Origin of the sequence: Spirillospora sp. NPDC048911 (genome assembly GCF_043198015.1) — a bacterium.
Taxonomy (GTDB): Bacteria; Actinomycetota; Actinomycetes; order Streptosporangiales; family Streptosporangiaceae; genus Spirillospora.
The window spans coordinates 151,724-176,410 of sequence record NZ_JBICUD010000011.1 but is presented as its reverse complement, the minus strand read 5'-3'; the positions used below and the strand labels follow the sequence as shown (position 1 = coordinate 176,410).

Genomic DNA, 24,687 nt, shown 5'->3' with positions numbered 1-24,687 from the left:
CCTCATGCTCGATGTGAAGCGGCTCGTGCTGCTGCGGGACCTCGCGGACTACGGCACGGTGACCGCGGTCGCGGACATCCACCAGGTCACGCCGTCGGCGGTGTCCCAGCAACTGCGCGCGCTGGAGAACGAGACCGGCGCGGCGCTGCTGCACCGGGAGGGCCGGACCGTGCGGCTCACCGCGGTCGGCGCCGCGCTGGCCCGGCAGAGCGAACACGTGCTCGCCGAGCTGGAACGCGCCCAGAGCATCGTCCGCTCGCTCGGCGACAAAGTGGTCGGCGAGTTGCGGGTGGGCTGCTTCCCGAGCGCGCTCGTGCCCGTCGCCGCCCCGTTCGTCGCGGCGCTCGCCGAACGCCACCCCGGCCTGCGGCCCCGGCTCACCCAGGCCGAGCCGGAGGACGTGGTCCCGATGCTGAAGCGCCGCGACCTCGACGTGGCGCTGCACTATCGCTACCTGCATCTCGGCACCCCGGCGCCGGCGGGCCTCACCGTCCGGCCGCTCTTCGACGACCCGCTGGCCCTGGCGGTCCCCGAGCGCCTCCGCCCGGCCGTCGAGCGGGAGGGGCCGGTGGTCCTGCGCGACGAGAAGTGGATCACAACCGCCGCGCCGAGCAGCTGCCGGGACGTGACGTTGCACGCCTGCCACAGCGCCGGTTTCACCCCGGTGATCGAGCACGAGTACACCGACCTGGCCGCCGCGCTGGCCCTGGTCGCGCTGGGGCTCGGCGTGACGATCCTGCCGGGCCTGCTGTGCGGGAACCCGCCGCCGGGGGTCGCGATCATCCCGATGAAGGGCAAGGGCCGCACGACCGAGGTGCTCGTCCGGTCGGGATCGGGCGACCATCCCGCGATCGCCGCCGCGGTGGCGGTGCTCGAAGAGCTCGCCGCCGATCGCCGTTAGCGGCGGCCCGCCGTCAGGAGCCGGCCGGGCTCCCGTTCCAGTCGAGGCACAGCACGACGGCGTCGTCGCGGAGGTCGGCGCCCTCGTGGTAGTCCAGCAGGTTGCGGGAGAGATTCCGCACGGCCTCCAACGGGCCCTGGAGGAGGGTGTCGCGCAGGGCGCGCGGGAGGGCGCTCGATCCGTAGGCGACACCGCCGGGCGACAGCGCCCCGTGGACGCCGTCGCTCACGATGAAGAGCCGGTCGCCGGGCTCCACGAAGAACGACTCCTCGGTGTAGACGGTGTCGTAGAACATGCCGAGCGGCATCTGCGCGCTGAACTCGACCGGCTCGACCTTGCTGCCGCGCATCCGGAGGGTCTGCGGGGACCCGGCGTCGACGGCGCGGACCCGGCCGCTGGCCACCTCGAACTCCAGCAGCAGCGTCTCCAGCTGCTGGTGGCCGCCGTGGTGCGAGTAGATCACCTCGTTGGCCAGGGTGGCCTGGTCCAGGATGCCGGCGCCCGAGCGGCGGGCGTTGCGCATGGCGCTGATGGCGAGATGGGTGAGCAGCGCGGCCTGCGTGCCCTGCCCGGAACCGTTGGTGACGGTGAGCGTGAGGCGGTCGGCGGTGGCGGCCCAGTCGTAGTTGTCGCCGGAGACCGCGTAGGCGGGTTCGAGCTGGCCGGCGAGCGTGTACTCCTCGCGCGCGGTCGAGCGGCCGGGAAGCAGGTCCCACTGCATCTCGGCGGCGAGCGTCAGCCGGTGGCGGCGGCGGATGCGCCGGTAGAGGTCGGTGCTGAAATCGGCGAGCTTCAGGGCCCGGGCCAGGACGACGGCGATGGCCGCGAACTGCTCCAGCTCGTCGGGCCGGAACGGCAGGAGGCTCGTGAGCGAGATGACGCCCAGCCGGTCGCCGTGCACGGTCAGGGGCAGGTGGGCGCGGTGCGGCCGGTCGGCGCCGTCGGACTCCTCGACGACGGTCCGCTGGGCGGCGAACGCGCGGCCCGCCGTGGTGTTGTCCACCCGGAGCGGGTCCAGGCCGGACGCGACCGGGATGAGGAAGGTGTTGGGGTAGTCGGCGAGCAGGATCTCGGCTCCGGCGACGGGGAAGTAGTCCATGACCACGTCGATCGCCGTGCTCGCGACGGCGTGCGGGAGCGCCAGCCAGATGGCGTGTTCGGCACTGCGCAGCGGATCTTCGTCCATCGGATTCGGCCTTCGTGTCCTCGCCGGCGGGTCCCGGAGACCCGCGGCCCACCGGGAAGGGTAGCCCGCTGCCCTTCCCGGTGGGCGAAACGGCGGAGCCCGAAGCCGGTATCGGCGGACGGCGCGGAACCCGCCCGATGGTACGGCTGCGCGCGTTTTACGGCTGGGCGCGTGGTCCGGCTAGCCGCGTCCGCGCGCCACGTGCGAGACCTTGCGTCCGATGAGGAGGTAGGCGAGGACGACGCCGGCGGCGTTGAGGATCACATCGTCGACGTCGAAGGCGCGGCCCTGGACCAGCAGGCCCTGGGTGGTCTCGATCATGAGTGAGACCACCCCGCCGATCAGGAACAGCCGCACCGGCCCCCGCAGCCGGGTCGACACCACCGGCAGCAGGATCCCGAGCGGCGCCAGCAGCATCAGGTTGCCGCCGAGCTGGATGAGCGCGTCCTTCGCGGGCTGGTCGAGATAGAACCGCAGCGACCGCCCCGGGTCGGTGTTGCCGCCCGCCTGCCCGTTGTCGTGGATCGGGGTGAGGGTGAGCTTGAACGCGACGTAGGAGAACAGGCCCAGGACGCCGAGCGCGATCACCACCGCCAGGCATCGCAAGCCGGTGACCAGCCAGCCGGGGAGTCTTCGGGTCGCGGTGGATGGGGTCGCCGGGGGTTGGTTCATCTGCACCTGCGTGTCCACGTCCCGCTCCTCGATCACCCGCCACGGTGGTTGCGTTCCTTCCCTTCCTCTATCCGGGTAATCCGCCCATTTCGGGGCGCCGGGCGGGTCCGCAGGTCAGGAGATCAAGCCGCGGGCGCGGGCCTGGTCGAGCACCTGCCCGGCCGCCCGGTCGTCGAGCATCTCCAGCCCGCGGACCGCCCAGAAGCTCAACGACTCGTCCATGCTCTCCAGCTGGTCGCGGAAGACGCCGAGCGCCGCCGGCGAGCGGGCCTCGGCGATGAGCTCCAGCAGCCAGCAGCGCAGGCCGGGATCGTCGCGCTCGGCCGCGAACTCCGCGATGAGCTCGTCGACGTACGCGTCGGCGTGCTCGCGCAGGAAGTCGAACGCGTTCTCCCGGACCCGGGGGTCCTTATCGCGCATGAGGTGCATGGCCTGGTCAAAACGTCGCCGCGACATGCCCCGAGCCTAGGGCCGGCCACCGACAAGGGGAGACGCTGGTGATCTTCACCGCCGCGCCTCCTTGCGCCCAACTCCTTGCTCGTGCAATATAGTGCGTGTGCAACTATCGCATGCGCTGCTAATTGCACACGCTGTTAGTTGCATGCGCTGAGACGACTCTACCGAGCAGGAGAACCATCGTGAGCACGGAAACCCGGACGTCCTTCGCCGTCCAGCGGAACGGCAGGCCCATGACGGCCGGGGACCTGGCGCCGCTCGCCTTCGCCGGCTACGCCCACTTCACCGCCATGCAGGTGCGCGACGGGCGGATCCGCGCCCTCGACCTCCACCTGGAGCGGCTCCGGAACGCGTCGGTGGAGATGTTCGGCCGGGCACTGCCCGATGAGCATGTGCGGACCTACCTGAGGACGGCGCTGGAGGACGGCCCGGCCGACCTCTCGCTGACGGCCACGGTCTACTCGTCGGCGGGCGAGTTCACCGCGGCGGACCGGGAGCCCCAGCTCCTGGTCCGCACCGGCCCGCCCGCGTCCGGCCCGGCGGGTCCGCTGTCGCTGGCCGCGGTCGAGCACGAGCGGATGCTCCCCGCCGTGAAGCACGTCGGGGAGGTCGCCAAGACCTACCACCTCCGCCGGGCCGTCCGGCAGGGCTTCGACGACGCCGCCTTCCTCGACCGCCGCGGCCGGCTCAGCGAGGCCACGATCTGGAACCTGGCCTTCTGGGACGGCACGGCCGTGGTGTGGCCCGTGGCCGAGAAGCTGGGCGGGATCACGATGGCCGTCGTCCGGCGGCAGCTGGACCGCCTGGGCGTCCGCCAGCGCGAGCAGGAGATCACGCTCACCGACCTGCCGGCGCTGACCGGGGCGGTGGTCATGAACTCATGGACGCCCGGCGTTCCGGTACGGCGGATCGGCACCGTGCCCCTGCCCGAGGCGGGGCCTTTCGTGGCGCTCCTCCACAAGGCCTACCAGGCCGAACCGCTCAGCTACCCGTGAGGGCCGCGGCGGCCGCGGGCGCCGGCTCGGGAGTGGCGCCCACCTCCGCGCGCAGCTGCTCCAGGCTCCGGGAGAGCAGCCGGGACACGTGCATCTGGGAAATCCCGATCTCGTCCGCGATCTGTGACTGGGTGCGGTTGCCGTAGAAGCGCAGCAGCACGATGCGGCGCTCGCGGGCGGGCAGCCGCCCCAGCGCCGCCTTGAGTGCCTCGCGGTATTCCACGACGTTGAGCTGCTCGTCCTCGTACCCGAGCAGGTCGGCGTAGGCGGGACCGCCCTCGTCGTCGTCCCCGGCCGGCTGGTCGAACGACCGGGTCTGGTAGGCCTCGCCGGCGGCGATCGCCTCGATGATCTCCTCGTGGTCGCGGCCGGTGTGCTCGGCGAGCTCGCTGACCTTGGGGGACCGGCCGAGCCGCTGCGTCAGGTCCGCGCGCGCCTTGTTGAGCTCGTTGCGCAGTTCCTGGATGTTGCGCGGGGGCCGGATCGCCCAGCCGCGGTCCCGGAAGTGGCGCTTGATCTCGCCCACGATCGTGGGGGTCGCGTACCCCTCGAACGGGATGCCCCGGTCGGGATCGAACCGGTTGACCGCCTTGACGAGCCCGACCATGCCGACCTGCTGGAGATCCTCCTTGAGCTCGCCGCGCTGGGCGAACCGGCCGGCCAGCGCCCGGACCATCGGCAGGTACCGCTCGAAGATCTCGTCACGGATCCGCCACCATTCCGGATGCCCCTCGGGGTACTGGCGCAGCCGCCGGAACGAATCCAGCCGGTCGCCGGTGGCGCGCTCGTCGGCGGGACTGTCGTCCGCGAGGCGGTCGTCCGCGAGGTGGTCCTCCACAAGCAGGTCCGCGGTCAGCGTCACGTCGCTCCTCTTTCCTAGCTCGACGATCTGTCTGAATTGCTCGCCGAGCATGCCCGCTCGAACGCCCCTCAATCCACGGCCCGCCGTTGGCCGGTGATAGCTGCGTCACATTCTCGGTTCAGGCGCCGGGGGCGGTGTGGACGCGGACGCCGTCGACGTAGGTGAGGTCGGCCCGGGATTCGGCGATGGCGCCGGGCGGGCCGTCGAAGGGATCGCGGTCCAGGACGACGAGGTCGGCGCGGTCGCCCGGCCGCAGCGTGCCGGTGTCGTCGAGATGGTTCACGTACGCGGAGCCGGCGGTGTAGGCGGCCAGCGCGGCGGTGAGGTCGAGCGCCTGCCCGGGCAGGAACGGCTCGGCGCGGCGGCCGGGCACGACGCGGTTGACGGCGACATGGACGCCCTTGAGGGGATCGGGACTGCTGACGGGCCAGTCGCTTCCGGCCGCCAGGGTGGCTCCGGCGCGCAGCAGGTTCCCGAAGGGGTACTGCAGGGCGGCTCGTTCGGGGCCGAGGAACGGGATGGTCAGCTCGTCCATCTGGGGCTCGTGGGCGGCCCAGAGCGGCTGGATGTTCGCCGTCGCGCCGAGCCGCCGGAACCGGTGGAGGTCGTCGGGGTGCACGACCTGGAGGTGCGCCAGGTGCGGGCGGGTGTCTCGCCAGCCGTTGGCCTCGCGGGCCGCCTGTACCGCGTCGAGCGCCTCGCGCACGGCCCGGTCGCCCAGCGCATGGAAGTGCACCTGGAAGCCGAGCGCGTCAAGTGCGGCGACATGCTCCTTGAGCGCGTCCGGATCGAAGAAGCCGATGCCGCTGTTGCCGGTGGCGTGACCGCAGGCGTCCAGGTAGGGGCTGGTCATGGCGGCGGTGAAGTTCTCGGCGACACCGTCCAGCATGATCTTCACGGTGGTGCAGCGCAGCCGGCCGCGGGTGAGCCGGTCGCGCCGTTCCAGCAGCGCCGGGATCTGCTCGGTCCCCTTGCCCCGGCCCCACCACAGGGCCCCGACGACGGTCGCGGTGAGGCTGCCGTCGTCGGCGGCCGAGAGGTAGGCGTCGGAGGGGTCGGGGTAACCGTCGTCCGCGCCGCCGAGCAGGGCGTCCTGCCAGGCGGTGATGCCGAGGCCGTGCAGCAGCCGCTGCGCGCGGAGCAGCCCGGCGAGCCGTTCCCGTGCGGTGACGGCCGGGACGTGGGCGCCGACGAGCGTCATCGCGCCCTCCTGCAACATGCCGGCGGGCGCGCCGTCCGCGTCCCGTTCGACGCGCCCGTCAGCGGGGTCGGGGGTGGCGGCGGTGACACCGGCCAGCTCCAGGGCGCGGCCGTTGACCCACGCGCCGTGGTGGTCGCGGTTGATCAGGTAGGCGGGCCGGTCCGGGACGATCGCGTCGAGCAGGTCCCGGGTGGGGACGCCGCCGTCGAAGCTCTCCATGGACCAGCCGCCACCGGTGATCCACTCCAGGCCGGGGTGGGCGGCGGCGTACTCGCCGATCCGGCGCACGTACTCGCGGACGTCGGTGGTGCCGGTCAGATCGCACTGCCCCAGCTCGACCCCGCCCATGACGGCATGGACGTGGGCGTCCTGGAACCCGGGCAGCAGCAACCTCCCGCGCAGATCAACCACTTCGGTGCGCGGGCCCACGAGTTCCTTGACCTCGTCGTGGCCGGCCGCCACGATCCGGCCGTCCCGCACGGCCAGGCTGGTGACCCGGGAACGCGCCGGATCCATCGTCATCACAGGACCGCCGGTGAAGAACAGGTCAGCGTGGTTCATCCGGCCCCACCTTCCGATCATGCTCGGCGCTTTACTCCTTCGGGCCCCTCCCTTGGGCGAGGTCCGGGAATCAACGAGGCGTTCACTGCCTTCGCCCTGGGAGCCTTCCATGACCGACGACTTCGCCCTGGACGTCAGCCGCATCCGCGAGCAGGTCCGCCAGAAGATGGACGCCGGGCCGGTCACCGGCACGTACGGACGTGACACCGATCGTGTCATCGAGGTGCTCAACGACGTGGTCGCGACCGAGGTCGTCTGCTGGCTCCGCTACACGCGCCATGCGATCTCCGCCTCCGGGATCGACCGTGCGCAGGTGACGGCCGAGTTCACCGAGCACGCGAAGGAGGAGATGGACCACGCGCTGCGCGCCGCCGAGCGGATCAGCCAGCTCGGCGGCTCACCCGACTTCGATCCCGCCAAGCTCGCCGAGCGCTCCCACACCGACTACACGACGCCGCGGGACGACGACCTGACCACGATGCTGCGCGACAACCTGGAGGCCGAGCGCATCGTCATCTCCACCTACCAGGAGATCATCAGGTGGCTGGGCGACGGCGATCCCACCACCCGCCGCCTGATGGAGTCGATCCTGGAAGAGGAAGAGGAGCACGCCGACGACCTGGTCGACCTGCTCGGAATCTGAGCTCTCACGGCTTTCGCCCGACCGCGCCGAACGCGTCGACCTCGTCGGGCTCGCCCCAGGGAGTGGCCTCCGGCCGCCAGCGGGAGACCGACACCACGCCGGGATCCAGCAGTTCCAGCCCGTCGAAGAAGCGCCCGATCTGGTCGGGCGTGCGCAGGGCCAGCCGCGCGTTCCCGGAGCTGTTCCAGACCTCGACGATCTGGTCGGAGGCCTCCTTGTGGATGACGTTGGTGCCGTCGTAGAGCGTGAGGAAGCTGCCGGGGCAGAGGCGGTCCTTCAGGCGGCGGACGATGTCGTAGGCCTGCTCGTCGTCGGGGACGAACTCCACGATGCCCATCAGCATGAGGGCGACGGGCCGGTCGAAGTCGAGCGTCGCCGCGGCCTTCTCCAGGATCTGCTCGGGATTGAGCAGGTCCTCGTGGATGTAGGCGGTGGCGCCCTGCCTCGTGCTGGTCAGCAGCGCGCGGGCGTGCGCGAGGACGAGCGGGTCGTTGTCCACGTAGACGATCTTGGAGTCGGGGGCGACGCGCTGGGCGACCTCGTGGGTGTTGTCGACGGTGGGCAGGCCGGTGCCGATGTCGAGGAACTGCCGCACCCCCGCCTCGGTGGCGAGGAACCGCACGGCGCGGCTCAGGAAGGCGCGCGAGGCGCGGGCGAGGGTGGCGACGTCGGGGAGCATCTCCAGGATCTGGTCGCCGACCTGGCGGTCGACGGGGTAATTGTCCTTGCCGCCCAGCCAGTAGTTCCAGATGCGCGCGACGTGGGACACCCTGGTGTCGATCTCTTCCGTCGGCCCCGGCACGGATTCCCTCTTGGGGGCGTCAGCGGACTCCATCGCCCGACCTCCAGATAATGGAATTGTCATTGCCCGTCCGTTCAAGACATACCACGTCCGAATGCCCTCGATGGGGGAACCCGAGGATGGGTCAGAGGAGGGTCGCGGGGTTGATGTGGTGCAGGTGGATGAGGACGTCGTAGAAGTCGGCCAAGGCCACGGGACGGGCCGGGTCGGGATAGTCGGACCCGATTTCGCGCGTCAGCCGGGTCTGCCGCAGCCAGGTGCGAGCCGGCTCGGGGACGGTTCGCATGTCCAGCATGTAGTCGCGATACCGGACCTTGTCGAGCGTGTGCTCGTTGCTGTCTTTCTCCGCCGGGCCCACTGTGACGGGACGCAGCAGGCCGGTGTCCGGGTCGAAGGCGTTGAACGAACCTCGGTCGAACGTGAAACCGATGTTCACGTAGTTCTGCCCGATCTGCTGCCTGATCAGGTCGCCCTGGACCCGGTACCTGTATTCCGGGCTCGAGTTGCCGTACGCGACGTGCCCGTTATGGGCTGACAGCAGCGTCCTGCCACCGGTGCGGCGGTTCCACCAGATCGTGTTATCGGCCATGGCCTGCTCGCGATGCTGGACGGCCCGCAGCAACTCGTCCTGATCGTTGAGGTCGTACGAATAGATCTCGGCGACCTGGGCGATGAACGTGGCGTACTGGACGACGGTGGCGGCGGCTCCGCGTTCACGCAGAAGCTCCACGACCTGGGTGGTGTCGGCCAGGGTCGCTTTGCGCTCGGCCAGGGATTTCTTGGGATAGTCCTGCGTCCAGCGGTCCATACCGTCGGCAGGCCGCAGATTGCGATAACGCTGGCGAACTGCCTGAAAGAGTTCAGGCATATGGCTGCGTACGTAGTCCTCTATGCGGGTGAAGAGTTCTGCGCCCGGGTAGTCGATGTCGTTCCCGACGTAGTGGAGTTTGGTGGCGTGCCGTGCGTTGTAGGCGCGCATCCACTGGAACAGATCGAGGTACTCGCGGGTGTTCCACAAACGAGTGCCGCCCTGGAATTCCTCGTCCATGATCTGCCGGATGTCCCCGGTGCCGTTCACCACGTAGTCGTTGACGCGAAGACCCGCGGCCACGTGCACTTCCTGGCTGAACGCCGTGAAGCCCTTGGTCCGCACCAGATACCGGAAGACCCGGTGTTTCATGGTGAAGAACTCGCGCGAATTGTGGGTCGCCTCGCCCAGCCCGACCATGGCCGCCCCGTCCACCATCTTTCCGAGCGCGGCCAGATCTTTCATGCCACCGGCCGGTTCGGTGCTGAGCAGCGGATGCGCATGAGCCCCAAGGGTGCCCACCACCGTCGCCCGGTCATCAGCCTCAGCCGCTCGCGGAACGGCCACCAGCGCGCCGGTGGCCAGCAGGCCCTGCAGTACGTCACGTCGAGTCTTGATCGGCATGACGCACATGGTGTGCCGGCCCGAACCCGCGCGGCACTACGGCTGGCGGCCCCTTTGCAACGGGGGCCTTCCCCATTACCGATCACCGTCAGGTCGGCTGCTGCACCTGCCACCAGGGCAGCGTGCGGCTGCGGTGCAGCTCCCACAGCAGCCAGCCGATCGAGATGACGCCCAGGACGATGTAGGCGTAAACGCCGCCGATCCCGTCCCAGCACGCGTGCAGGACGACCGCGGCGATGAAGGTCGCGAGGACGGCCAGCGCCCTGCGGGCGCTCGGGCTCGCGGCGAACCGCCACAGGCTGCCGCAGGCCAGAGCCGTCCATGCCATGTGCCCGGCGGGTGAGAGCAACCCTCTCAGGAACAGCGTGGTCTCCACGTCCGCGACGTTGCCGTGGGAAGAGAGCAGAACGGTGAACGCGTAGCCCATGGTTTCCAGCGCCGCGAAGCCCATGCCGACGGCGACACCGATCAGCAGGCCGTCGGAAGGACGGACGGTATGCCGGGCGGCCATCCACACGAGGATGGCCACGGGCACGATCAGCTTGGCCGACTCCTCGATCAGGCCGATGCCCAGCGCGGGGAGCGCGCCCAGGTCGCGGAGCGTGTCGTACTCCAGGATGCCGGCCGTCACCGTGCCCACGACCCCGCCGAACAGCGCCGCGAGCCCGAGCGTGAGCGCCGGGACCTGCCACTGGCCGCTGCGTCCCGCCGCGAACGTCAGGAACGTCACCGGCACCAGGACCGATCCCAGCAGGATCAGCGACGGTACGTAGTTCGGATTGTCGGTGTCGACCAAGGTCGTCAGCACGGCCAGATACATCGCCAGGCCGATCACCAGCACCGGGATCCACGCCCATCGCCGCAGCACCACAGCCATCTCGACCACCTCGCCGCCGACCAGTCCCGCCTCTACCGGCATCGTAAAGCGACCTACCGTGAAGATCCATATACGGCCCGCCGTCTGACGTCGGCAGCCGCCGTTCTGTCCGAGGGTGCTGACATGGTGACAGAACGCAGGCGGACGGATTCGATGAGTAGTTGAATCCACGCTGTCGCGCCACATCTGGATGTCCGGAAACGCAAAGTGACCCTTGACACACGCTTGGAGAGTGTCCTAGCGTCGAATTACATTCAAGCGTGAATAGATATTCAATCTGAGGATGGGGACATGCTGACGGCGGATGCGGCCGAGGCCGCGCTCTACCGGGGACGGCGGGGGCGGACCCCCGGGCTTCCGGCGGGCCAGCAGGCGCAGGTGCTGCGGGAGCTCGCGGGACAGGTGCGGCGGAGCGTCGTGCGCATGATCGATCAGTCACAGCTGGGGCACATCGGCGGCGACTTCTCGGTCGCCGACATCCTCGCGACGCTGTTCGGGGGCGTTCTCAACGTGGATCCCAGCGATCCCCGGAACGCGACCAGGGACCGGTTCGTGCTCAGCAAGGGCCACTGCGCGGCCTCGCTGTACGCCACGCTCGCGCACTGCGGTTTCTTCCCCGAGAGCGAGCTGGACACGTTCATGGCGCCGCTGTCGGCGCTCAACGGTCATCCGAACCGCACCAAGGTGCCCGGGGTGGAGACCAACACGGGACCGCTGGGCCACGGATTCCCGGTCGCGGTCGGCTGCGCCCTCGCCGGGAAGCTGTCCGGCCACGGGTGGCGGACCTTCGTGGTGCTCGGGGACGGGGAGCTGCAGGAAGGCAGCAACTGGGAGGCCGCGATGACCGCCTCCCACCACGACCTCGCCGACCTGACCGCGATCGTCGACCGCAACCGGTTCCAGCAGGGCGCCGGCACCGAGGAGACCAAGAGCCTGGAACCGCTCGCCGCCAAGTGGGCGAGCTTCGGCTGGGAGGTCCGGGAGGCCGACGGACACGACCACGCGGAGCTGCTCCAGGCGTTCCGGCCCTCGGACACCGGCCGGCCCGTCGCCGTCATCGCGCACACGATCAAGGGGAAGGGCGTGTCGTTCATGGAGGACCGCGTGGAGTGGCACCACAAGGTCCCGAGCCGTGACCAGGTGCGCGCCGCGCTGGAGGAGCTGAGCCGATGACCGCCGAACTCATGCGGGAGACCTTCGACTGCCGGCGGGCCTTCGCCGAGGAGCTCATCGCCCTGGCGAAGGAGGACGAACGCGTCGTCGCCGTCTGCAACGACTCCGTCGGGTCGAGCAACCTGGTGAAGTTCAAGGAGCTCTTCCCCGAACGGCTCATCAACGTGGGCATCGCCGAACAGGATCTGGTGGGGGTCGGTGCCGGGCTCGCCAACGGCGGGTTCGTCCCGTTCGTCAGCGCCGCCGGGCCTTTCCTCACCGGGCGGGCCACCGAGCAGATCAAGGCCGACGCCGCGTACAGCGGGGTGCCGGTCGTGCTCTGCGGCCAGAGCCCGGGCATGGCGTACGGGGAGCTCGGCCCCACGCACCACTCCATCGAGGACCTCTCGTGGATGCGGGCCATCGCCGACCTGGCGGTGGTGGTTCCGGCCGATCCGGCGCAGACGCGGCAGGCCGTCCGGTGGGCGGCGAGCTACAGCAAGCCCGTCTACATGCGGATTCCCCGGTTCAAGGTGCCCGCGGTGACGCCGGAGGACGCGCCGTTCGAGCCGGGACGGGCCGTCCAGCTCACCGAGGGCGACGACGTCACGGTGATGGCGGTGGGGACGCTCGTCTCGCGCGCGCTGGAGGCGGCGGAGACGCTGCGCGGCGAAGGCGTCGGCGTGCGCGTGCTCAACATGACGTTCATCGAGCCGATGGACGTGGACGCCGTCCTCAGGGCGGCCCGCGAGACCAAGGGCATCGTCACCGCGGAAGAGGCGACGACCACCGGCGGCCTCGGCGCGGCGGTCGCGAACGTGGTCGTGCAGAACGAGCCCGTGCCGATGCGGATCCTCGGCATCAACCGGGAGTTCGCGCCCACCGGAAGCGCCTCGTTCCTCCTGGAGCACTTCGGGCTGACCGCGGACGGCATAGGCCGCGCAGTACGTGAGCTGCTCCAGCCATGAAGCCCTACGTTCTGGCCATTGACCAGGGGACGAGCGCCACCAAGGCGATCCTCGTCGATCGCGAGCGGAACATCGTCTCCCATGGCTCCGCCACGGTCGCCCTTTCCGCGCCCAGACCGGGGTGGGTGGAGCAGTCGGCCGAGGAGATCTGGGAGAGCTGCGGGACGGCGGTCGCCAGCTGCCTCGACGGCCATGATCCCAGCGATGTGGAGGCCGTCGGCCTCAGCACGCAGCGGGAATCGCTGCTGCTCTGGGACCGCGCCACGGGCCGGCCGCTGGGCCCGATGCTGAGCTGGCTCGACCGCCGCACGGCAGGCGACCTGCGGCAGGACCGGCGTACGTCCGGCGAACTGAGCCCGGACGCGGCCGGCATGGTCAAGGAGGTCAGCGGCCTGCCCCTGGACCCGATGTTCTCGGCGCCCAAGGCCCGCCGGCTGCTGGACGAGCACGATCCTGACCGCCGCCGTGCCAAGGCGGGGGAGCTCTGCCTCGGAACGGTCGACTCCTGGCTGCTCTACGAACTCGGCGGCGACCACCTGATCGAGGTGGGGAACGCGGCCCGCACCCAGCTCATGGACGTCAGGGAAAGGGCCTGGGACAAGCGCCTCACCCAGCTCTTCGACGTCCCGCACGAGGTTCTGCCGGTGATCGTCTCGTCACAGGGGCCTTTTCCCGGAACCAGAGGGCTCGGGCCGCTGCCGGACGGCATCCCGGTGACGGCGGTACTGGGCGACTCCCACGCGGCGCTCTTCGCCCACTGCGGCTGGACCGAAGGCACGGTCAAGGCGACGTACGGCACGGGTTCGTCGGTCATGGCCGTGACCTCCCCGTCCGCCCGCGTTCCCGAGGGCATGTGCCTGACGGTCGCCTGGGACGCGGGGGAGCCGGCCTGGGCCGTCGAAGGCAACATCAGGTCTACGGGCGCGACGCTCACCTGGCTCGCCGGCGTCCTCGGACTCACACCGGACGACCTGGCCGGCCGGGCCGCGGAGAGCAGCGAGGGCGTCGTGATCGTCCCGGCGTTCAGCGGCCTCGGCGCCCCCTGGTGGGACGACGAGGCGGTGGGCCTGATCAGCGGCGTCACGTTCGGCACCAGAGCCGAACACCTCGCCCGCGCGGCGCTCGAATCGATCGCCTTCCAGATCGAGGACGTCCTCAGCGCGGTCGAACGGGACTCGGCGCCCATCACCACCCTTCTGGCGGACGGCGGCCCGACGGCCAACGAGACCCTGATGCAACTCCAGGCCGACACCAGCGGCAGGACGGTCGAACGATCTCCGGACCGCGACCTCTCCGCGCTGGGCGCCGCCTACCTGGCAGGCCTGACACACGGCCTCTGGAGCCGAGGAGACCTGGAGAACCTGCGGCGTGCCCGCGAGACCTACGTGCCGCGTACCAGCGAGGCCGAGCGCGAAAGCCGCCGAAGTCACTGGCACGACGCCGTGAGCCGCGCACGTCACCAGGGAGCCGAAGACCGTGCGCACCGGCAGGAGACCGCCGACCGCACGCGCCACCAGGGAGGAGCACCGGCATGAGGTTCGAGGGCAAGACCGTGGCCGTCACCGGAGCGGGGCGCGGCATCGGCCTGGGCATAGCGCGGCGCTTCGCCGAGGAGGGAGCCGACGTCCTGATGCTCGATCTGGACGACGGCATAGAGGAAACGGCCAAAAGCCACAACGCGCGAGGCGTCCGGACCGACGTGACCGACCGCGGCGACGTCGCCGCCGCCTTCGGCGGGCTCGACCGCCTGGACGTCCTCGTCAACAACGCGGGCGTCATCACCATCAGCCGCCTGGAAGACCTCACCCTCAGCGACTGGGAGAAGGTCCTCAGCGTCAACACCACGGGCACGTTCCTCTGCTCGCAGGCCGCCGCCGCCATCATGCGGCGGAACGGGGGAGGCGGGCGCATCCTCAACGCAGCGTCGGGCCAGGCGAGGCAGGGCTTCGTCTATACCCCGCATTACGCGGCCAGCAAGTTCGGCGTGGTCGGCCTCACCCAGAGCCTGGCCAAGGAGCTCGCCCGGGATCAGATCACCGTCAACGCCTACTGTCCCGGCATCGTCGGCAGCGACATGTGGGACTACAACGACCGCGAGTGGGGCCGCCTGCTCGGCGAGTCGAGACCCGGCGGATACGAGCCCGGCGAGCTGATGGCCGAATGGGTCGGGAACATCCCGCTCGGCCGCGCCGGAACCAGCGACGACATAGCCGGCCTGCTGCTTTTCCTCGCCTCGGACGACGCCGCCTACATCACCGGTCAGGCGATCAACGTCGACGGCGGCATGTTCATGAGCTAGCACGAGGAGATCCTGATGAGCACGACGCACGACACGGTGCCGGCCGTCGACACACCGCCGGGCCGGGGGCGTCCGCGACCACCCGCGTGGGCGGACCAGCTGCTGACCGGCTCACGCGGGCCCGCGCTCGGCCTGGTGGCCCTGTGCGTCGCCCTCTTCATCGCGACGCCGCACTTCCTGACCGGCCCGAACCTGCTCAACATCGTCGACCAGATCACCATCCTCGGGATTCTGGCGCTCGGCATGACCGCCGTGATCGTCATGGGCGGCATCGACCTCTCGGTCGGCGCGGTGCTGGCGCTGGCGACGATGGTCGTCGGCTGGCTGTCGCACGAGGCGGGCTGGCCGCTGTGGCTGAGCGCGATCGCGGCCATCGCGGTCGGCGGCCTGTGCGGGCTGCTGTCCGGGCTCGGCATCACCCTGGCCAAGCTGCCGCCGTTCATCGCGACGCTGGCGATGTTGTCGATCGCCCGCGGCGTCGCGAACGTCATCACCGACGGGCAGCAGATCGTCGGGTACCCCGACTGGTTCGACAACCTGTCCACCGTGCGCTACCTGGGCGTCTTCACGGTCACCTCGATCGTGCTGGTGCTGCTGTATGTGGCGGGCTGGGCGTACATGCGCTACCGCTCCGGCGGCCGCGCGATCTACGCGATCGGCGGCAGCCCCGAGGTCGCGCGGCTGGCGGGCATCAACGTCAAGAGGACGACCACGCTCGTCTACGTCGTGGCCGGGCTGCTGGCGGGGCTGGCGGGCGTCTTCATGACGATGCGGCTCGACTCGTCCCAGCCGAGCGCGGGCTTGAGCTACGAGCTCGACACCATCGCCGCCGTGGTGATCGGCGGAGCCAGCCTCTCCGGCGGGGTCGGCCGCGTCACCGGGACGGTGATCGGCGTCCTGATCATCGGCGTGCTGCGCAACGGCCTCAACCTCCTCAGCGTCTCCCCGTTCGTCCAGCAGATCGTCATCGGCGCGGTGATCGCGCTCGCGGTCATGCTCGACGTCCTCCGGCGCCGCGAGGCGCACTAGCAGCCGCGAGGCTGACCAGCAGAAGGAGCATCCACCCCATGAAGACCACGAAGACCACCCGCACGAGAACCACGCGCATGAAGGCCACGCGCATGAAGACCACGCGCATGAAGGCCACGATGGCCATCGGAGTGTCGGCCGTGCTCGCCCTGGGCGCCGCCGGCTGCGGCCGCGGCGGCTCGGCCGGCGAGGACAAGATCGTCATCGGCCTCGCCGTCGCCAACCTCCAGGCCGACTTCTTCAACCAGATCAAGCAGGCGGTCGAGGAGCAGGCCAAGACCAAGAACGTCGAGGTCGTCGTCGCGGACGCGCGCGGCGACTCGGCCACCCAGGTCAACCAGATCCAGGACTTCATCAGCCGCCAGGTCAAGGCGATCATCTACATCCCGGCGGGCGCCACCGCCGCGGGCGTGCCGGTCAAGGCCGCCGAACGCGCCAAGATCCCCGTCATCACCGTGGACCGCAACCCGCCGGACCAGCCGGGGAAGTCGTTCATCGCCACCGACAGCGTCGCCGCCGCCAAGACCCTCGGCGAATGGACGACCAAGTCGGTGGGCGGCAAGGGCGAGCTGGCCATCCTCCAGGGCCAGATCGGCACGACACCGCAGGTCGACCGCCAGAAGGGCTTCGGCGAGGCGCTCGCCGCCGCGCCCGGGGTCAAGGTCGTCGCGCAGCAGTCCGCCGACTGGGCGCAGGACAAGGCGTTCTCGGTCGCGCAGGACATGCTCCAGGCCAAGCCCAACATCACCATCTTCTGGGGTCAGGCCGACGCGATGGCGCTCGGCGCCGCCCAGGCGGTCAAGTCGGCCGGTGCGGGCAAGAAGTACACGATCGTCGGGTTCGACGGCGACGTGGCCGGGATCAAGGCGGTCCGCGCGGGGACGATCGACGCGACCATGGTCCAGCAGACCCGCAAGATGGGCCGGATGGCCGTGGACACCGCGATCAGCGTGATCGACGGCAAGACCGTGCCGGCGCAGCAGCTCCAGCCGGCGTTCCTGCTGACCAAGAAGGACACGGCCAAGGCCGACGAGTACATCGCCACCCACCCGTAGGACGTGCCATGACTGACCGTAGGACGTGCCATGACTGACAACGGCGGCCTGGTCGTCCGGGGCGTGTCCAAGCGTTTCGGCGCGACCCGGGCGCTCGACCACATCGACCTCGACGTGAGCCCGGGGGAGGTCGTGGCGCTGCTGGGCGAGAACGGCGCGGGCAAGTCGACGCTCTCCAACGTGATCGCCGGAACGTTCCCGTCCGACACCGGCGAGATGACGTGGGAGGGCGAACCCTACGCGCCGGGCTCGCCCGGCGAGGCGATCGGCCGGGGCATCGGGCTCATCCACCAGGAGATGCGGCTGCTGCCGGACCTGTCGGTGGCCGAGAACGTCTTCGTCGGGCGGCTTCTCCGGCGCGGCGGCAGGATCGACCGCGCGGAGATGAACCGGCGGGCCAGCCGGCAGCTCACCAGGCTCGGGCTGGACATCCCGCCGACCCGGCTCGTACGGACCCTGCGCGTCGCCGAGCAGCAGCAGGTCGAGATCGCCAAGGCGCTCACGCTGAACGCCCGGCTGCTCATCCTGGACGAGCCCACCGCGGCGCTCGGCTCCGACGAGACCGACCATCTCTTCGAACGGATCGCGGCCCTCAAGGACGAGGGCATGGCGTTCATCTACATCAGCCACCGGCTGGAGGAGATCACCCGCATCTGCGACCGCGTCGTGGTGATGCGCGACGGGCAGCGGGTCGCGGCGCACGACACCGCCGACGTGCCGGTGACCCGGCTGGTGGAGGAGATGGTCGGCCGCAGCATCGAACGGATCTTCCCCGGCACGGGGGCGCCGCGCGAACGCGCCGTCCTGAGCGTGAACGGGCTCACGGCGGCCGACGGGACGTTCCAGGACGTCTCGTTCGACGTCCACGAGGGCGAGATCCTCGGGATCGCGGGCATCGTGGGGGCGGGCCGCACCGAGCTCGTCCGCGCGGTCGCCGGGGTCGATCCCGTCAAGGCGGGCACGGTCTCGGTGGAGGGCGACGTGCTGAGGCTGCGCGGCCCACGCGACGCCATCGAGGCCGGGGTCGTGCTCGTCCCCGAGGACCGCAAGAACCAGGGCGCCGTCCTCGCCCTCTCGATCGGCGACAATGTCGCGCTGCCCAATCTGGACCGCGTCGCCACGCGGGGCTGGCTCACGCCGCAGCGCGTGGCCGCCGCCGCGTCCGCCGCGATCGCCGAGATGGGCATCAAGGGACGGCCGTCCCAGCCGGTGAGCACCCTGTCGGGCGGCAACCAGCAGAAGGTCGTCATCGCCAAGTGGCTGGCGCGCCGGCCCAAGGTCGTGATCTTGGACGAGCCCACCCGCGGCATCGACGTCGGCGCCCGGGCCGCCATCTACGAGGTGATCGCCGAACTCGCCCGGTCGGGGATGGCGGTGGTCGTCGTCAGTTCCGACCTCGACGAGGTGCTGGGGCTGTCGCACCGCGTCCTGGTGCTCAGCCGGGGACGGCCGCGGGGCGTCCTGGCCGGGGCGGACGCCACCGACACCGCCGTCATGCGGCTGGCCACGGCATGATGCTCAGTGCCGGAACATCCGCACCGGAAAGGCCACGATGACGAGCATCCGCCGCGCCACCCGCATGGCGACCACCGACGAGCAGCTGCGCCTGATGACCCGGGTCGCCCGCATGTACCACGAGCGGGGGATGCGCCAGCCGCAGATCGCCGACGAGCTGCGCATCTCCCAGCCGCGGGTGTCCCGGCTGCTCAAGCAGGCCGTCGAGCTGGGCATCGTCCGGACGATCGTCGTGCCGCCCGCCGGGGTCTTCACCGACCTGGAGGAGCTCGTCCAGGCCCGCTACGGCCTCCGTGACATGGCCATCGTGGACGTGGAGGGCGAGGGCGAGGAGGTCCTGCCCGCCCTCGGCGCCGCCACCGCCGTCTACCTGGAGACCACCCTCATGGAGGGCGACCGGGTCGGCATCTCGTCCTGGAGCGCGACGCTGCTCGCCACCGTGGAGGCCATGCGCACCAAACCCGGCGGGCGCTTCGTGGAGCAGGTGGTGCAGCTCGTCGGCGGCGTCGGCGACCCCAAGGTCCAGGTCCAGGCCACGCGCCTGATGGGCCGCCTCGCCGACATCACCGGCGCTGAGCCGATCTTCATCTCCGCGCCCGGCGTCGTCGGCAACCGCGCGGCCCGCGACGCGATCGTCGCCGATCCCAAGGTCGCCGACGTCATCGCGTCCTGGGACCGGCTGACCGTCGCGCTCGTCGGCATCGGCAGCCTGGAGCCGTCCCCGCTGCTGCGCGAGAGCGGCAACATCTTCTCGGCCGAAGAGCAGGAGGAACTGCGCCGCCTCGGCGGAGTGGGCGACATCAGCCTGCACTTCTTCGACGAGGACGGCACCCTGCTCAACACCGACCTCGACGAACGCGTCATCGGCGTCGCGCCCGGCACGTTCCGCGGCATCCCGCGCCGCATCGGCGTCGCGGGCGGCCACCGCAAGTACGCCGCGATCCGCGCCGCCCTGCGCGGCGGCTGGATCGACGTCCTCATCACCGACCTGGGCGTCGCCCGGCGCCTGGCCGACGACCCCGACGGGAGCACCCCGTGACCGCACCCTCGTTCCGCCTCGACGACCGCGTCGCCCTCGTCACCGGCGCCGGATCGGGCATCGGCCGGCGCCTGGCGATCGCCCTCGCCGAGATGGGAGCCGATGTCGCCTGCCTGGACCTGCCAGGCGCCGACCTCGAAATAGCCGTAGAGGCCATCGAGAAAGCAGGCCGCCACGCCATGGCGATCCAAGCCGACGTCACCCAGGCCGCAGATCTGCAAAAAGCCATAAATATGACCGAACGATCCCTGGGCCCCTTGCGCCTGGCGGTGAACGCCGCCGGCATCGCCAACGCGGCCCCCGCAGAGGACATGCCCCTGGCCCAGTGGCAGAAGGTCATCGACGTCAACCTCACCGGCGTCTTCCTGTCCTGCCAGGCCGAGGGCCGCGCCCTCCTGCGCAACGGCGGCGGCTCCATCGTCAACATCGCCTCGATGTCCGGGACGATCGCCAACCGAGGCCTCACCCAGGCGCACTACAACGCCTCCAAGGCCGCCGTCATGCACCTGTCGAAGAGCCTCGCCACCGAATGGGCCGGCCGCGGCGTCCGCGTCAACAGCGTCAGCCCCGGCTACACCGCCACCCCCATGAACCTCCGCCCCGAAGTGGCAGACCGAGTGGAACGCTTCGAATCCGAGACTCCCATGGCCCGCATGGCCACCGTAGACGAGATCGCAGGCCCCGCCATCTTCCTCCTGAGCGACGCGGCCTCCTTCGTCACCGGCACAGACCTCCTGGTAGACGGCGGCTTCGTAGCCTGGTGACAATGCGATCGCTACTCCCGGGGGCGTAGACGCGAAGCCTCCCTGGAGGCGATTACTCGGGCGGAACCTGCCGCCGACGATGGTGCCCATGTCAGCCAAGGAGGCACACATGGGCACGCTCGCCACTTCATCTGCACGCCGTCTCGCCGGTCTCGGGCTCGCGGCGGCCGTCGTCGGTATCCCGCTGCAGATCGCCGGAGGCGTCGACTATCCGGTCGTCCCGCCCGGCCTGCTGATCTCGGCGGCGGCGGCCGCTCTGTACCTGTTCGTCCCGTGGCGCTGGACGCCCGTCCTCGGCCTGGTGGTGACGCTGTTCTTCTGCGTCGGCGCCGTGGCCACCGCCAACGTCCGCGACCAACTCGGCGACCCCGGCCAGACCCTGGCCTTCTCCGGCACCGTCATCCAGGTCATCGGCCTGCTCGTCGCGTTCATCTACGGCCTCGTCGCCGCCCGCGAGTCCTTCACGCTGTCGCATCAGAGGTAGAGGCCGGTGCCGTGTTCGGGGCGCTCGTTGGCGATGGCGTGCAGGTCGCGTTCGCGCCCTGGATCCCCTCGTACTGGTCGTCGGGGTGCAGCAGGACACGGTCGCCGACCTTGACGGTGCGGGCGTGCGTGCCGACGCCGCAGACCTCGCCCCAGCCTCTGGAAATCCGGCAGTAGAGGCCTACGATTACAAGAAAGGCGAGGTCAGAGGTAGCTTCGCTGGAGCCTGATGCAGCCGCGTGGATAACGGCGACCTCTCGACGATGACGCTGGCAGAGCGGCGGGCCGTCACGTTCGAGGCCTTCTGGCCGACCTTCCGCCAGCACCATCCGGTCGAGGTCATCTGACTCCCGGCCGAGGATTCGGTACCACTCCCATGCCGCTGAGAGCTCAGTTTCTCTGCTAGGCCCGGACCCCATGCAAGAAGTAGTCAGCGGTCCCCTGAGGGAGTGGCCCAGCCAGCATGTTGCCAGCAACCGGGCGGTGGTGGCGTGCCTGATGGTGAAGCGGCCCTGTATGGGTTGGCTGGCACGGGTTGAGCCAGGCTGCCATGCAGAGGGCCGAGAGTTCCTCGGCCGGCAGGGAAGCGGCTGGGCGTCTTCGCTGCCTTCGACTCCAAAGCCGCCTTGCTCGCAGGCCCGAACCAGGCCCTGGCCGGCGAAGACGAACCGGGTCCGGTGGTCGAGCGCCCCTGGTTCCGCTCTACTGTGTGCTCGGTGTGGCGGTGTCGCCTGGTCGACGGCCGGGCGGTCCGCTGGGAGGGCCGTTCTCGGCTTGGGATATCGCGGCCGCCAGAAGGCGCTTGTCTGGTTTGCCGCTCGGCGCCAGCGGCGCTTCGTCGAGGACGGTGATGGTGACCGGCACGCATGCGTCGCCGAGCTGTTCTCTGACCAGGGTTCGGAGCGAGGCGAGGTCGGGGGTCTTCGCCGCCGGCACCACGAACGCGTGCACCGCTTCGCCGGTGTCCTCGTCCGGGGTGCCGACCACGTACGCCTCCGCGATGTCGGAGGAGCTGGCCAGAACCCGCTCGATCGGGCCGGCGTAGTGGAGGTCGGCGTTGACGATGATGACGTCCCGCGCGCGCCCGGCCAGGTACAGCCGCCCGTCCTCGTCGAAGTGGCCGAGGTCCCGGGTGCGCACCCACCCGTCGACGAACACGTCCGCGGTCTCCGCCGGCTCGGCCCAGTACCCGCTCGCCTGCGCGGGTGTGCGGACGTACAGTTCACCGTCGACACCGGCCGGGACCGGCCTGCCGTCCGCGTCCCGGACCTCCACGTCGATCACCTCGGGCGGGAAGCCGACCGACGGGGGGACGTCCGACGGTGTGGCCATGGAGATCGTGCCTGTCTCGGTCTGCCCGTAACCGTGGAACACGACCGGGCCGAGCACGTCGAGCGCCTCGCGGAGCCGGGACGCCTCCAGCGGCGACCCGGACACCATGAGCGCGCGGAGGCTGCTCAGGTCGGCGGGGTCGCGGCGCTGGGCGGTGACGAGCTTGTGAAGGCGAGGCACGGTGATGACGCTGGCGGACGCCCGATGCCTGGTGATCGCCTCGGGGAACACCGGCGGATCGGCGACGACCATGGTTCCGCCCGCGGCGAGCGTGAGGACGCCGTACTCCATCATCACCTGGCTGCTCAGCGACCCGAACACCAGGTAGCGCTGCAGCCGGGACGCCAGTTCCCGGATCGCGGGCGGCCATGCCTCCGGCCGGGCCGTCCACGCCGCATTCAGGGCGGCGTAGGTCTGCGCGCATGCCTTTGGTGTGCCGGTGCTGCCGCTGGTGTGGAGGAGCCGGGCGACGTCATGCGGCCGGCCGGACAGGTGCAGCGGGCCGCCGTCGTCGGGCGTGGCCGACAGCTCGGCGATGGTCAGCGTGCGCGGCGCGTGCTCTGGCCCGGTGGCCGCGTCGGTCACGACCGCGGTGACGTCCTGGTCGAGCACATGACGCAGCTGGCCGTCGGGCAGTCCGGGCCGCACGCCGACGACCCGGGCCCCGACGACATGGCCGGCGATCATCGCGGCGAACGCTTCCGGGTTGACGCCGAGCATCATCGCGACGCCGTCCCCCGGCCCGATGGCCGCGGCGCGCAGCCCGGCCGCGATCCGCCGGACGAGGCCGAGCATCCGCTCGCCGGTGACGGCGCGGGCACCGTGCTCGAAGACGGTCCGGTTCCCTGCCGCCACGAGCAGATCCAGAACCGGCCGCGGGTACGGGTCATCCTGCATCGGCGAGGCATTCCTTGACGAAGACGGCCAGTGGTTGCTGATGCACCGTCGGCAGGTTCCACCGGTTGTCCAGGTTCTCGGCGAGGTGGTGGACGCCGGCCATCGCGCCGTCGCGGTAGTACCGCACCACCGGGTGCAGGTAGCTCGCGTCATGGGCGTTGGCGGCGTCGTTCTCGACGACCCGCGGGACCGAGATGTCGAACGGGTCGCCCTTGTCGTGATCCGGCCCGTACTCCAGGGTGATGACGAACCTGTGCCGGGCATCGCCGAGTCCGCCGTCGGCGACGTAGGCCACCGGGACCTCTTCCGCGTACAGCGCGACGGCGCCGTTCGCGCTGACCACGTCGCCGAGCACGCCGAACTGCTGCCACAGCGCGGAGGAGCGGTTGACCCGGGCGATGATCGCGTCGCTGATCGCTTCCGGGGTCGGCTCGACTCTTTCGGCCGGCCAGGTCTCATCGTGGTAGCGGGTGGCCAGGATCCGGTAGAGCGCGCGCACCCCGTAGCGGAAGCCGTGGATGAACCCGCTGGTGGATTTCTTGAAGTCGCGTTGCTGGGTGAGCGTGCCGGCGAAGTACAGCCCGGGCACGGTGGTCGACTCGTATGCCGCCGTCTGCTCGGGGAAGCGGTCGTGGATGACCAGCGCCGGCCGGCAATTGTCGTCGAACACCGAGGCGTCGAACCGGAATCCGGTGCACGCGATCACCCGGTCGTAGAACAGCTCGCGTGACGCTTCGGTGGTACGGGCGTAGCGGAACATCACCCGGTAGCGGCCGTCGCTTTGGCGTTCGATGCTCTCCACGGTGCCGTCAAGGATGGTGTTCTGGGATTTGAGCTGGTAGGTGTCTAGAAAATTGTTGTTCACCGCGCGCAGGTGCCCGACATAGTGCGACTGCCAGGCCATCTTGACCGAGTGCGGCCCGGCGACGTGAATGACCGCCGCCTTCTCCATGAGCGCCTCAGCGGTCTCGAACCCCGAGTTGCCCTTCCCGATCACCAGGACCTCCTGGTCGGTGAAGGACGCCGGATCGGTGTCGAACGTGTCGTAACGTTCGGCGCTCTCGATGCCGGGAATCGGCGGGACGTGCAGCTGGGAGACGCCGGTGGCCATGACGAGCCGCCGGCCCTGCCATGCGCGTCCATGGTGGTCGACGGCGGTGAACCCGTCGTCGCCCCGGCTGATCTGGACGACGTCGGTGTCGTACTCCACGCGGGCGCCCGTCGCCGACGCGAAATCCGACAGATAACGCACGAGATCGTCGGCCTGCGGGAAGTACCGTTCGCTGTACCGGGTGAACAGCAGCTCCGGATCGTCGCTCAGCAACGAGTTCCAGTCCATCCGCAGCCGCAGCTCCGCGTCCTGGTACCCGGTGTGCACCTTGTTGATGGAGATCAGTTGGCGGTGTCGCGGAAACCGGGTGAAGAAGGTGCCCGGCCCGGCTCCGCGTTCCAGGACGACGTAGTCGTGACCGTCACGTTCCAGCGATGCGGCGAGCTGCAGCCCGGCCGGGCCGGCCCCGATGATCAGGTAGTCATGCGGCATGATCCGGAAGGTACTGAGGGAAT

Annotated in this window: 23 protein-coding genes and 1 pseudogene; 13 read left to right on the top strand and 11 right to left on the bottom strand. The window is 70.3% G+C overall.

What is annotated here, in order from left to right:
- Positions 1–4: 4 nt before the first annotated feature.
- A complete protein-coding gene (locus ACGFNU_RS40065; protein ID WP_392601836.1) occupies positions 5–901 on the top strand; it encodes a LysR family transcriptional regulator in 897 nt (298 codons plus the stop codon).
- Positions 902–914: 13 nt separating this feature from the next.
- On the opposite strand, the gene ACGFNU_RS40060 is transcribed toward ACGFNU_RS40065, so the two are convergent.
- The 3 genes from ACGFNU_RS40060 to ACGFNU_RS40050 all read right to left on the bottom strand — a co-directional run bounded on the left by ACGFNU_RS40060 (position 915) and on the right by ACGFNU_RS40050 (position 3,215).
- Positions 915–2,087 carry a PP2C family protein-serine/threonine phosphatase gene (locus ACGFNU_RS40060; RefSeq protein WP_392601835.1) on the bottom strand — a complete coding sequence of 391 codons (1,173 nt, stop codon included), beginning with the start codon at positions 2,085–2,087 and terminating at the stop codon, positions 915–917.
- Positions 2,088–2,267: 180 nt separating this feature from the next.
- Complete coding sequence (locus ACGFNU_RS40055; protein WP_392601834.1) at positions 2,268–2,777, bottom strand: VanZ family protein; 510 nt, start codon at positions 2,775–2,777, stop codon at positions 2,268–2,270.
- Positions 2,778–2,873: 96 nt separating this feature from the next.
- Positions 2,874–3,215, bottom strand: coding sequence for a HEAT repeat domain-containing protein (locus ACGFNU_RS40050; protein ID WP_392601833.1), 342 nt, complete (start codon positions 3,213–3,215; stop codon positions 2,874–2,876).
- A 182-nt stretch (positions 3,216–3,397) separates the two neighbouring features.
- On the opposite strand from ACGFNU_RS40050, the gene ACGFNU_RS40045 reads away from it, so the two are divergent.
- On the top strand, positions 3,398–4,210 hold the full coding sequence (locus ACGFNU_RS40045) for an aminotransferase class IV family protein (protein WP_392601832.1): 813 nt from the start codon (positions 3,398–3,400) through the stop codon (positions 4,208–4,210).
- Here ACGFNU_RS40045 and ACGFNU_RS40040 read toward each other — a convergent pair.
- A complete protein-coding gene (locus tag ACGFNU_RS40040; protein ID WP_392602067.1) occupies positions 4,197–4,976 on the bottom strand; it encodes an RNA polymerase sigma factor SigF in 780 nt (259 codons plus the stop codon). The genes ACGFNU_RS40045 and ACGFNU_RS40040 overlap by 14 nt on opposite strands.
- Positions 4,977–5,190: 214 nt before the next feature.
- Positions 5,191–6,834, bottom strand: coding sequence for an amidohydrolase (locus tag ACGFNU_RS40035; RefSeq protein ID WP_392601831.1), 1,644 nt, complete (start codon positions 6,832–6,834; stop codon positions 5,191–5,193).
- Positions 6,835–6,943: 109 nt separating this feature from the next.
- Between ACGFNU_RS40035 and ACGFNU_RS40030 the strand changes: the two genes are divergently transcribed.
- Complete coding sequence (locus ACGFNU_RS40030; RefSeq protein WP_392601830.1) at positions 6,944–7,477, top strand: ferritin-like domain-containing protein; 534 nt, start codon at positions 6,944–6,946, stop codon at positions 7,475–7,477.
- Between the two features lie 4 nt (positions 7,478–7,481).
- Here the strand turns inward: ACGFNU_RS40030 and ACGFNU_RS40025 are convergent, their stop codons facing one another.
- From ACGFNU_RS40025 to ACGFNU_RS40015, 3 genes are all read right to left on the bottom strand, one after another.
- Positions 7,482–8,312: an SAM-dependent methyltransferase gene (locus tag ACGFNU_RS40025; RefSeq protein WP_392601829.1), complete on the bottom strand. Its 831-nt coding sequence runs from the start codon at positions 8,310–8,312 to the stop codon at positions 7,482–7,484.
- Between the two features lie 91 nt (positions 8,313–8,403).
- On the bottom strand, positions 8,404–9,711 hold the full coding sequence (locus ACGFNU_RS40020; protein ID WP_392601828.1) for an erythromycin esterase family protein: 1,308 nt from the start codon (positions 9,709–9,711) through the stop codon (positions 8,404–8,406).
- A gap of 88 nt (positions 9,712–9,799) precedes the next feature.
- Entirely contained in the window at positions 9,800–10,630 is an 831-nt protein-coding gene (locus ACGFNU_RS40015) for a PrsW family intramembrane metalloprotease (RefSeq protein ID WP_392601827.1), read from the bottom strand.
- A 249-nt stretch (positions 10,631–10,879) separates the two neighbouring features.
- Here ACGFNU_RS40015 and ACGFNU_RS40010 point away from each other — a divergent pair, with 249 nt between their 5' ends.
- From ACGFNU_RS40010 to ACGFNU_RS39965, 10 genes are all read left to right on the top strand, one after another.
- On the top strand, positions 10,880–11,761 hold the full coding sequence (locus tag ACGFNU_RS40010) for a transketolase (protein WP_392601826.1): 882 nt from the start codon (positions 10,880–10,882) through the stop codon (positions 11,759–11,761).
- Positions 11,758–12,708, top strand: coding sequence for a transketolase family protein (locus ACGFNU_RS40005; protein WP_392601825.1), 951 nt, complete (start codon positions 11,758–11,760; stop codon positions 12,706–12,708). Before ACGFNU_RS40010 ends, ACGFNU_RS40005 begins: the two co-directional genes overlap by 4 nt.
- A complete protein-coding gene (locus tag ACGFNU_RS40000; protein WP_392601824.1) occupies positions 12,705–14,243 on the top strand; it encodes an FGGY family carbohydrate kinase in 1,539 nt (512 codons plus the stop codon). The genes ACGFNU_RS40005 and ACGFNU_RS40000 overlap by 4 nt, the downstream gene beginning before the upstream one ends.
- On the top strand, positions 14,240–15,007 hold the full coding sequence (locus ACGFNU_RS39995) for an SDR family oxidoreductase (RefSeq protein ID WP_392601823.1): 768 nt from the start codon (positions 14,240–14,242) through the stop codon (positions 15,005–15,007). Before ACGFNU_RS40000 ends, ACGFNU_RS39995 begins: the two co-directional genes overlap by 4 nt.
- Positions 15,008–15,022: 15 nt before the next feature.
- On the top strand, positions 15,023–16,036 hold the full coding sequence (locus tag ACGFNU_RS39990; RefSeq protein WP_392601822.1) for an ABC transporter permease: 1,014 nt from the start codon (positions 15,023–15,025) through the stop codon (positions 16,034–16,036).
- 38 nt (positions 16,037–16,074) lie between these two features.
- Positions 16,075–17,091, top strand: a complete 1,017-nt coding sequence (locus tag ACGFNU_RS39985; RefSeq protein WP_392601821.1) for a sugar ABC transporter substrate-binding protein — start codon at positions 16,075–16,077, stop codon at positions 17,089–17,091.
- Positions 17,092–17,121: 30 nt separating this feature from the next.
- Positions 17,122–18,606 carry a sugar ABC transporter ATP-binding protein gene (locus tag ACGFNU_RS39980; protein WP_392601820.1) on the top strand — a complete coding sequence of 495 codons (1,485 nt, stop codon included), beginning with the start codon at positions 17,122–17,124 and terminating at the stop codon, positions 18,604–18,606.
- A 37-nt stretch (positions 18,607–18,643) separates the two neighbouring features.
- Positions 18,644–19,645, top strand: coding sequence for a sugar-binding transcriptional regulator (locus tag ACGFNU_RS39975; RefSeq protein WP_392601819.1), 1,002 nt, complete (start codon positions 18,644–18,646; stop codon positions 19,643–19,645).
- The gene (locus tag ACGFNU_RS39970) at positions 19,642–20,409 is read left to right on the top strand and encodes an SDR family oxidoreductase (RefSeq protein ID WP_392601818.1); all 768 of its coding nucleotides are present in this window, start codon (positions 19,642–19,644) and stop codon (positions 20,407–20,409) included. Before ACGFNU_RS39975 ends, ACGFNU_RS39970 begins: the two co-directional genes overlap by 4 nt.
- A gap of 109 nt (positions 20,410–20,518) precedes the next feature.
- A complete protein-coding gene (locus tag ACGFNU_RS39965) occupies positions 20,519–20,893 on the top strand; it encodes a hypothetical protein (RefSeq protein ID WP_392601817.1) in 375 nt (124 codons plus the stop codon).
- Here ACGFNU_RS39965 and ACGFNU_RS39960 read toward each other — a convergent pair.
- The 3 genes and pseudogenes from ACGFNU_RS39960 to ACGFNU_RS39950 all read right to left on the bottom strand — a co-directional run bounded on the left by ACGFNU_RS39960 (position 20,884) and on the right by ACGFNU_RS39950 (position 24,664).
- Positions 20,884–21,137: pseudogene (locus tag ACGFNU_RS39960) on the bottom strand (co-chaperone GroES). The gene ACGFNU_RS39965 and the pseudogene ACGFNU_RS39960 sit on opposite strands and share 10 nt — an antisense overlap.
- A gap of 457 nt (positions 21,138–21,594) precedes the next feature.
- Positions 21,595–23,121: a class I adenylate-forming enzyme family protein gene (locus ACGFNU_RS39955; RefSeq protein WP_392601816.1), complete on the bottom strand. Its 1,527-nt coding sequence runs from the start codon at positions 23,119–23,121 to the stop codon at positions 21,595–21,597.
- On the bottom strand, positions 23,111–24,664 hold the full coding sequence (locus ACGFNU_RS39950) for an NAD(P)-binding domain-containing protein (protein WP_392601815.1): 1,554 nt from the start codon (positions 24,662–24,664) through the stop codon (positions 23,111–23,113). Before ACGFNU_RS39950 ends, ACGFNU_RS39955 begins: the two co-directional genes overlap by 11 nt.
- Positions 24,665–24,687: the final 23 nt, after the last annotated feature.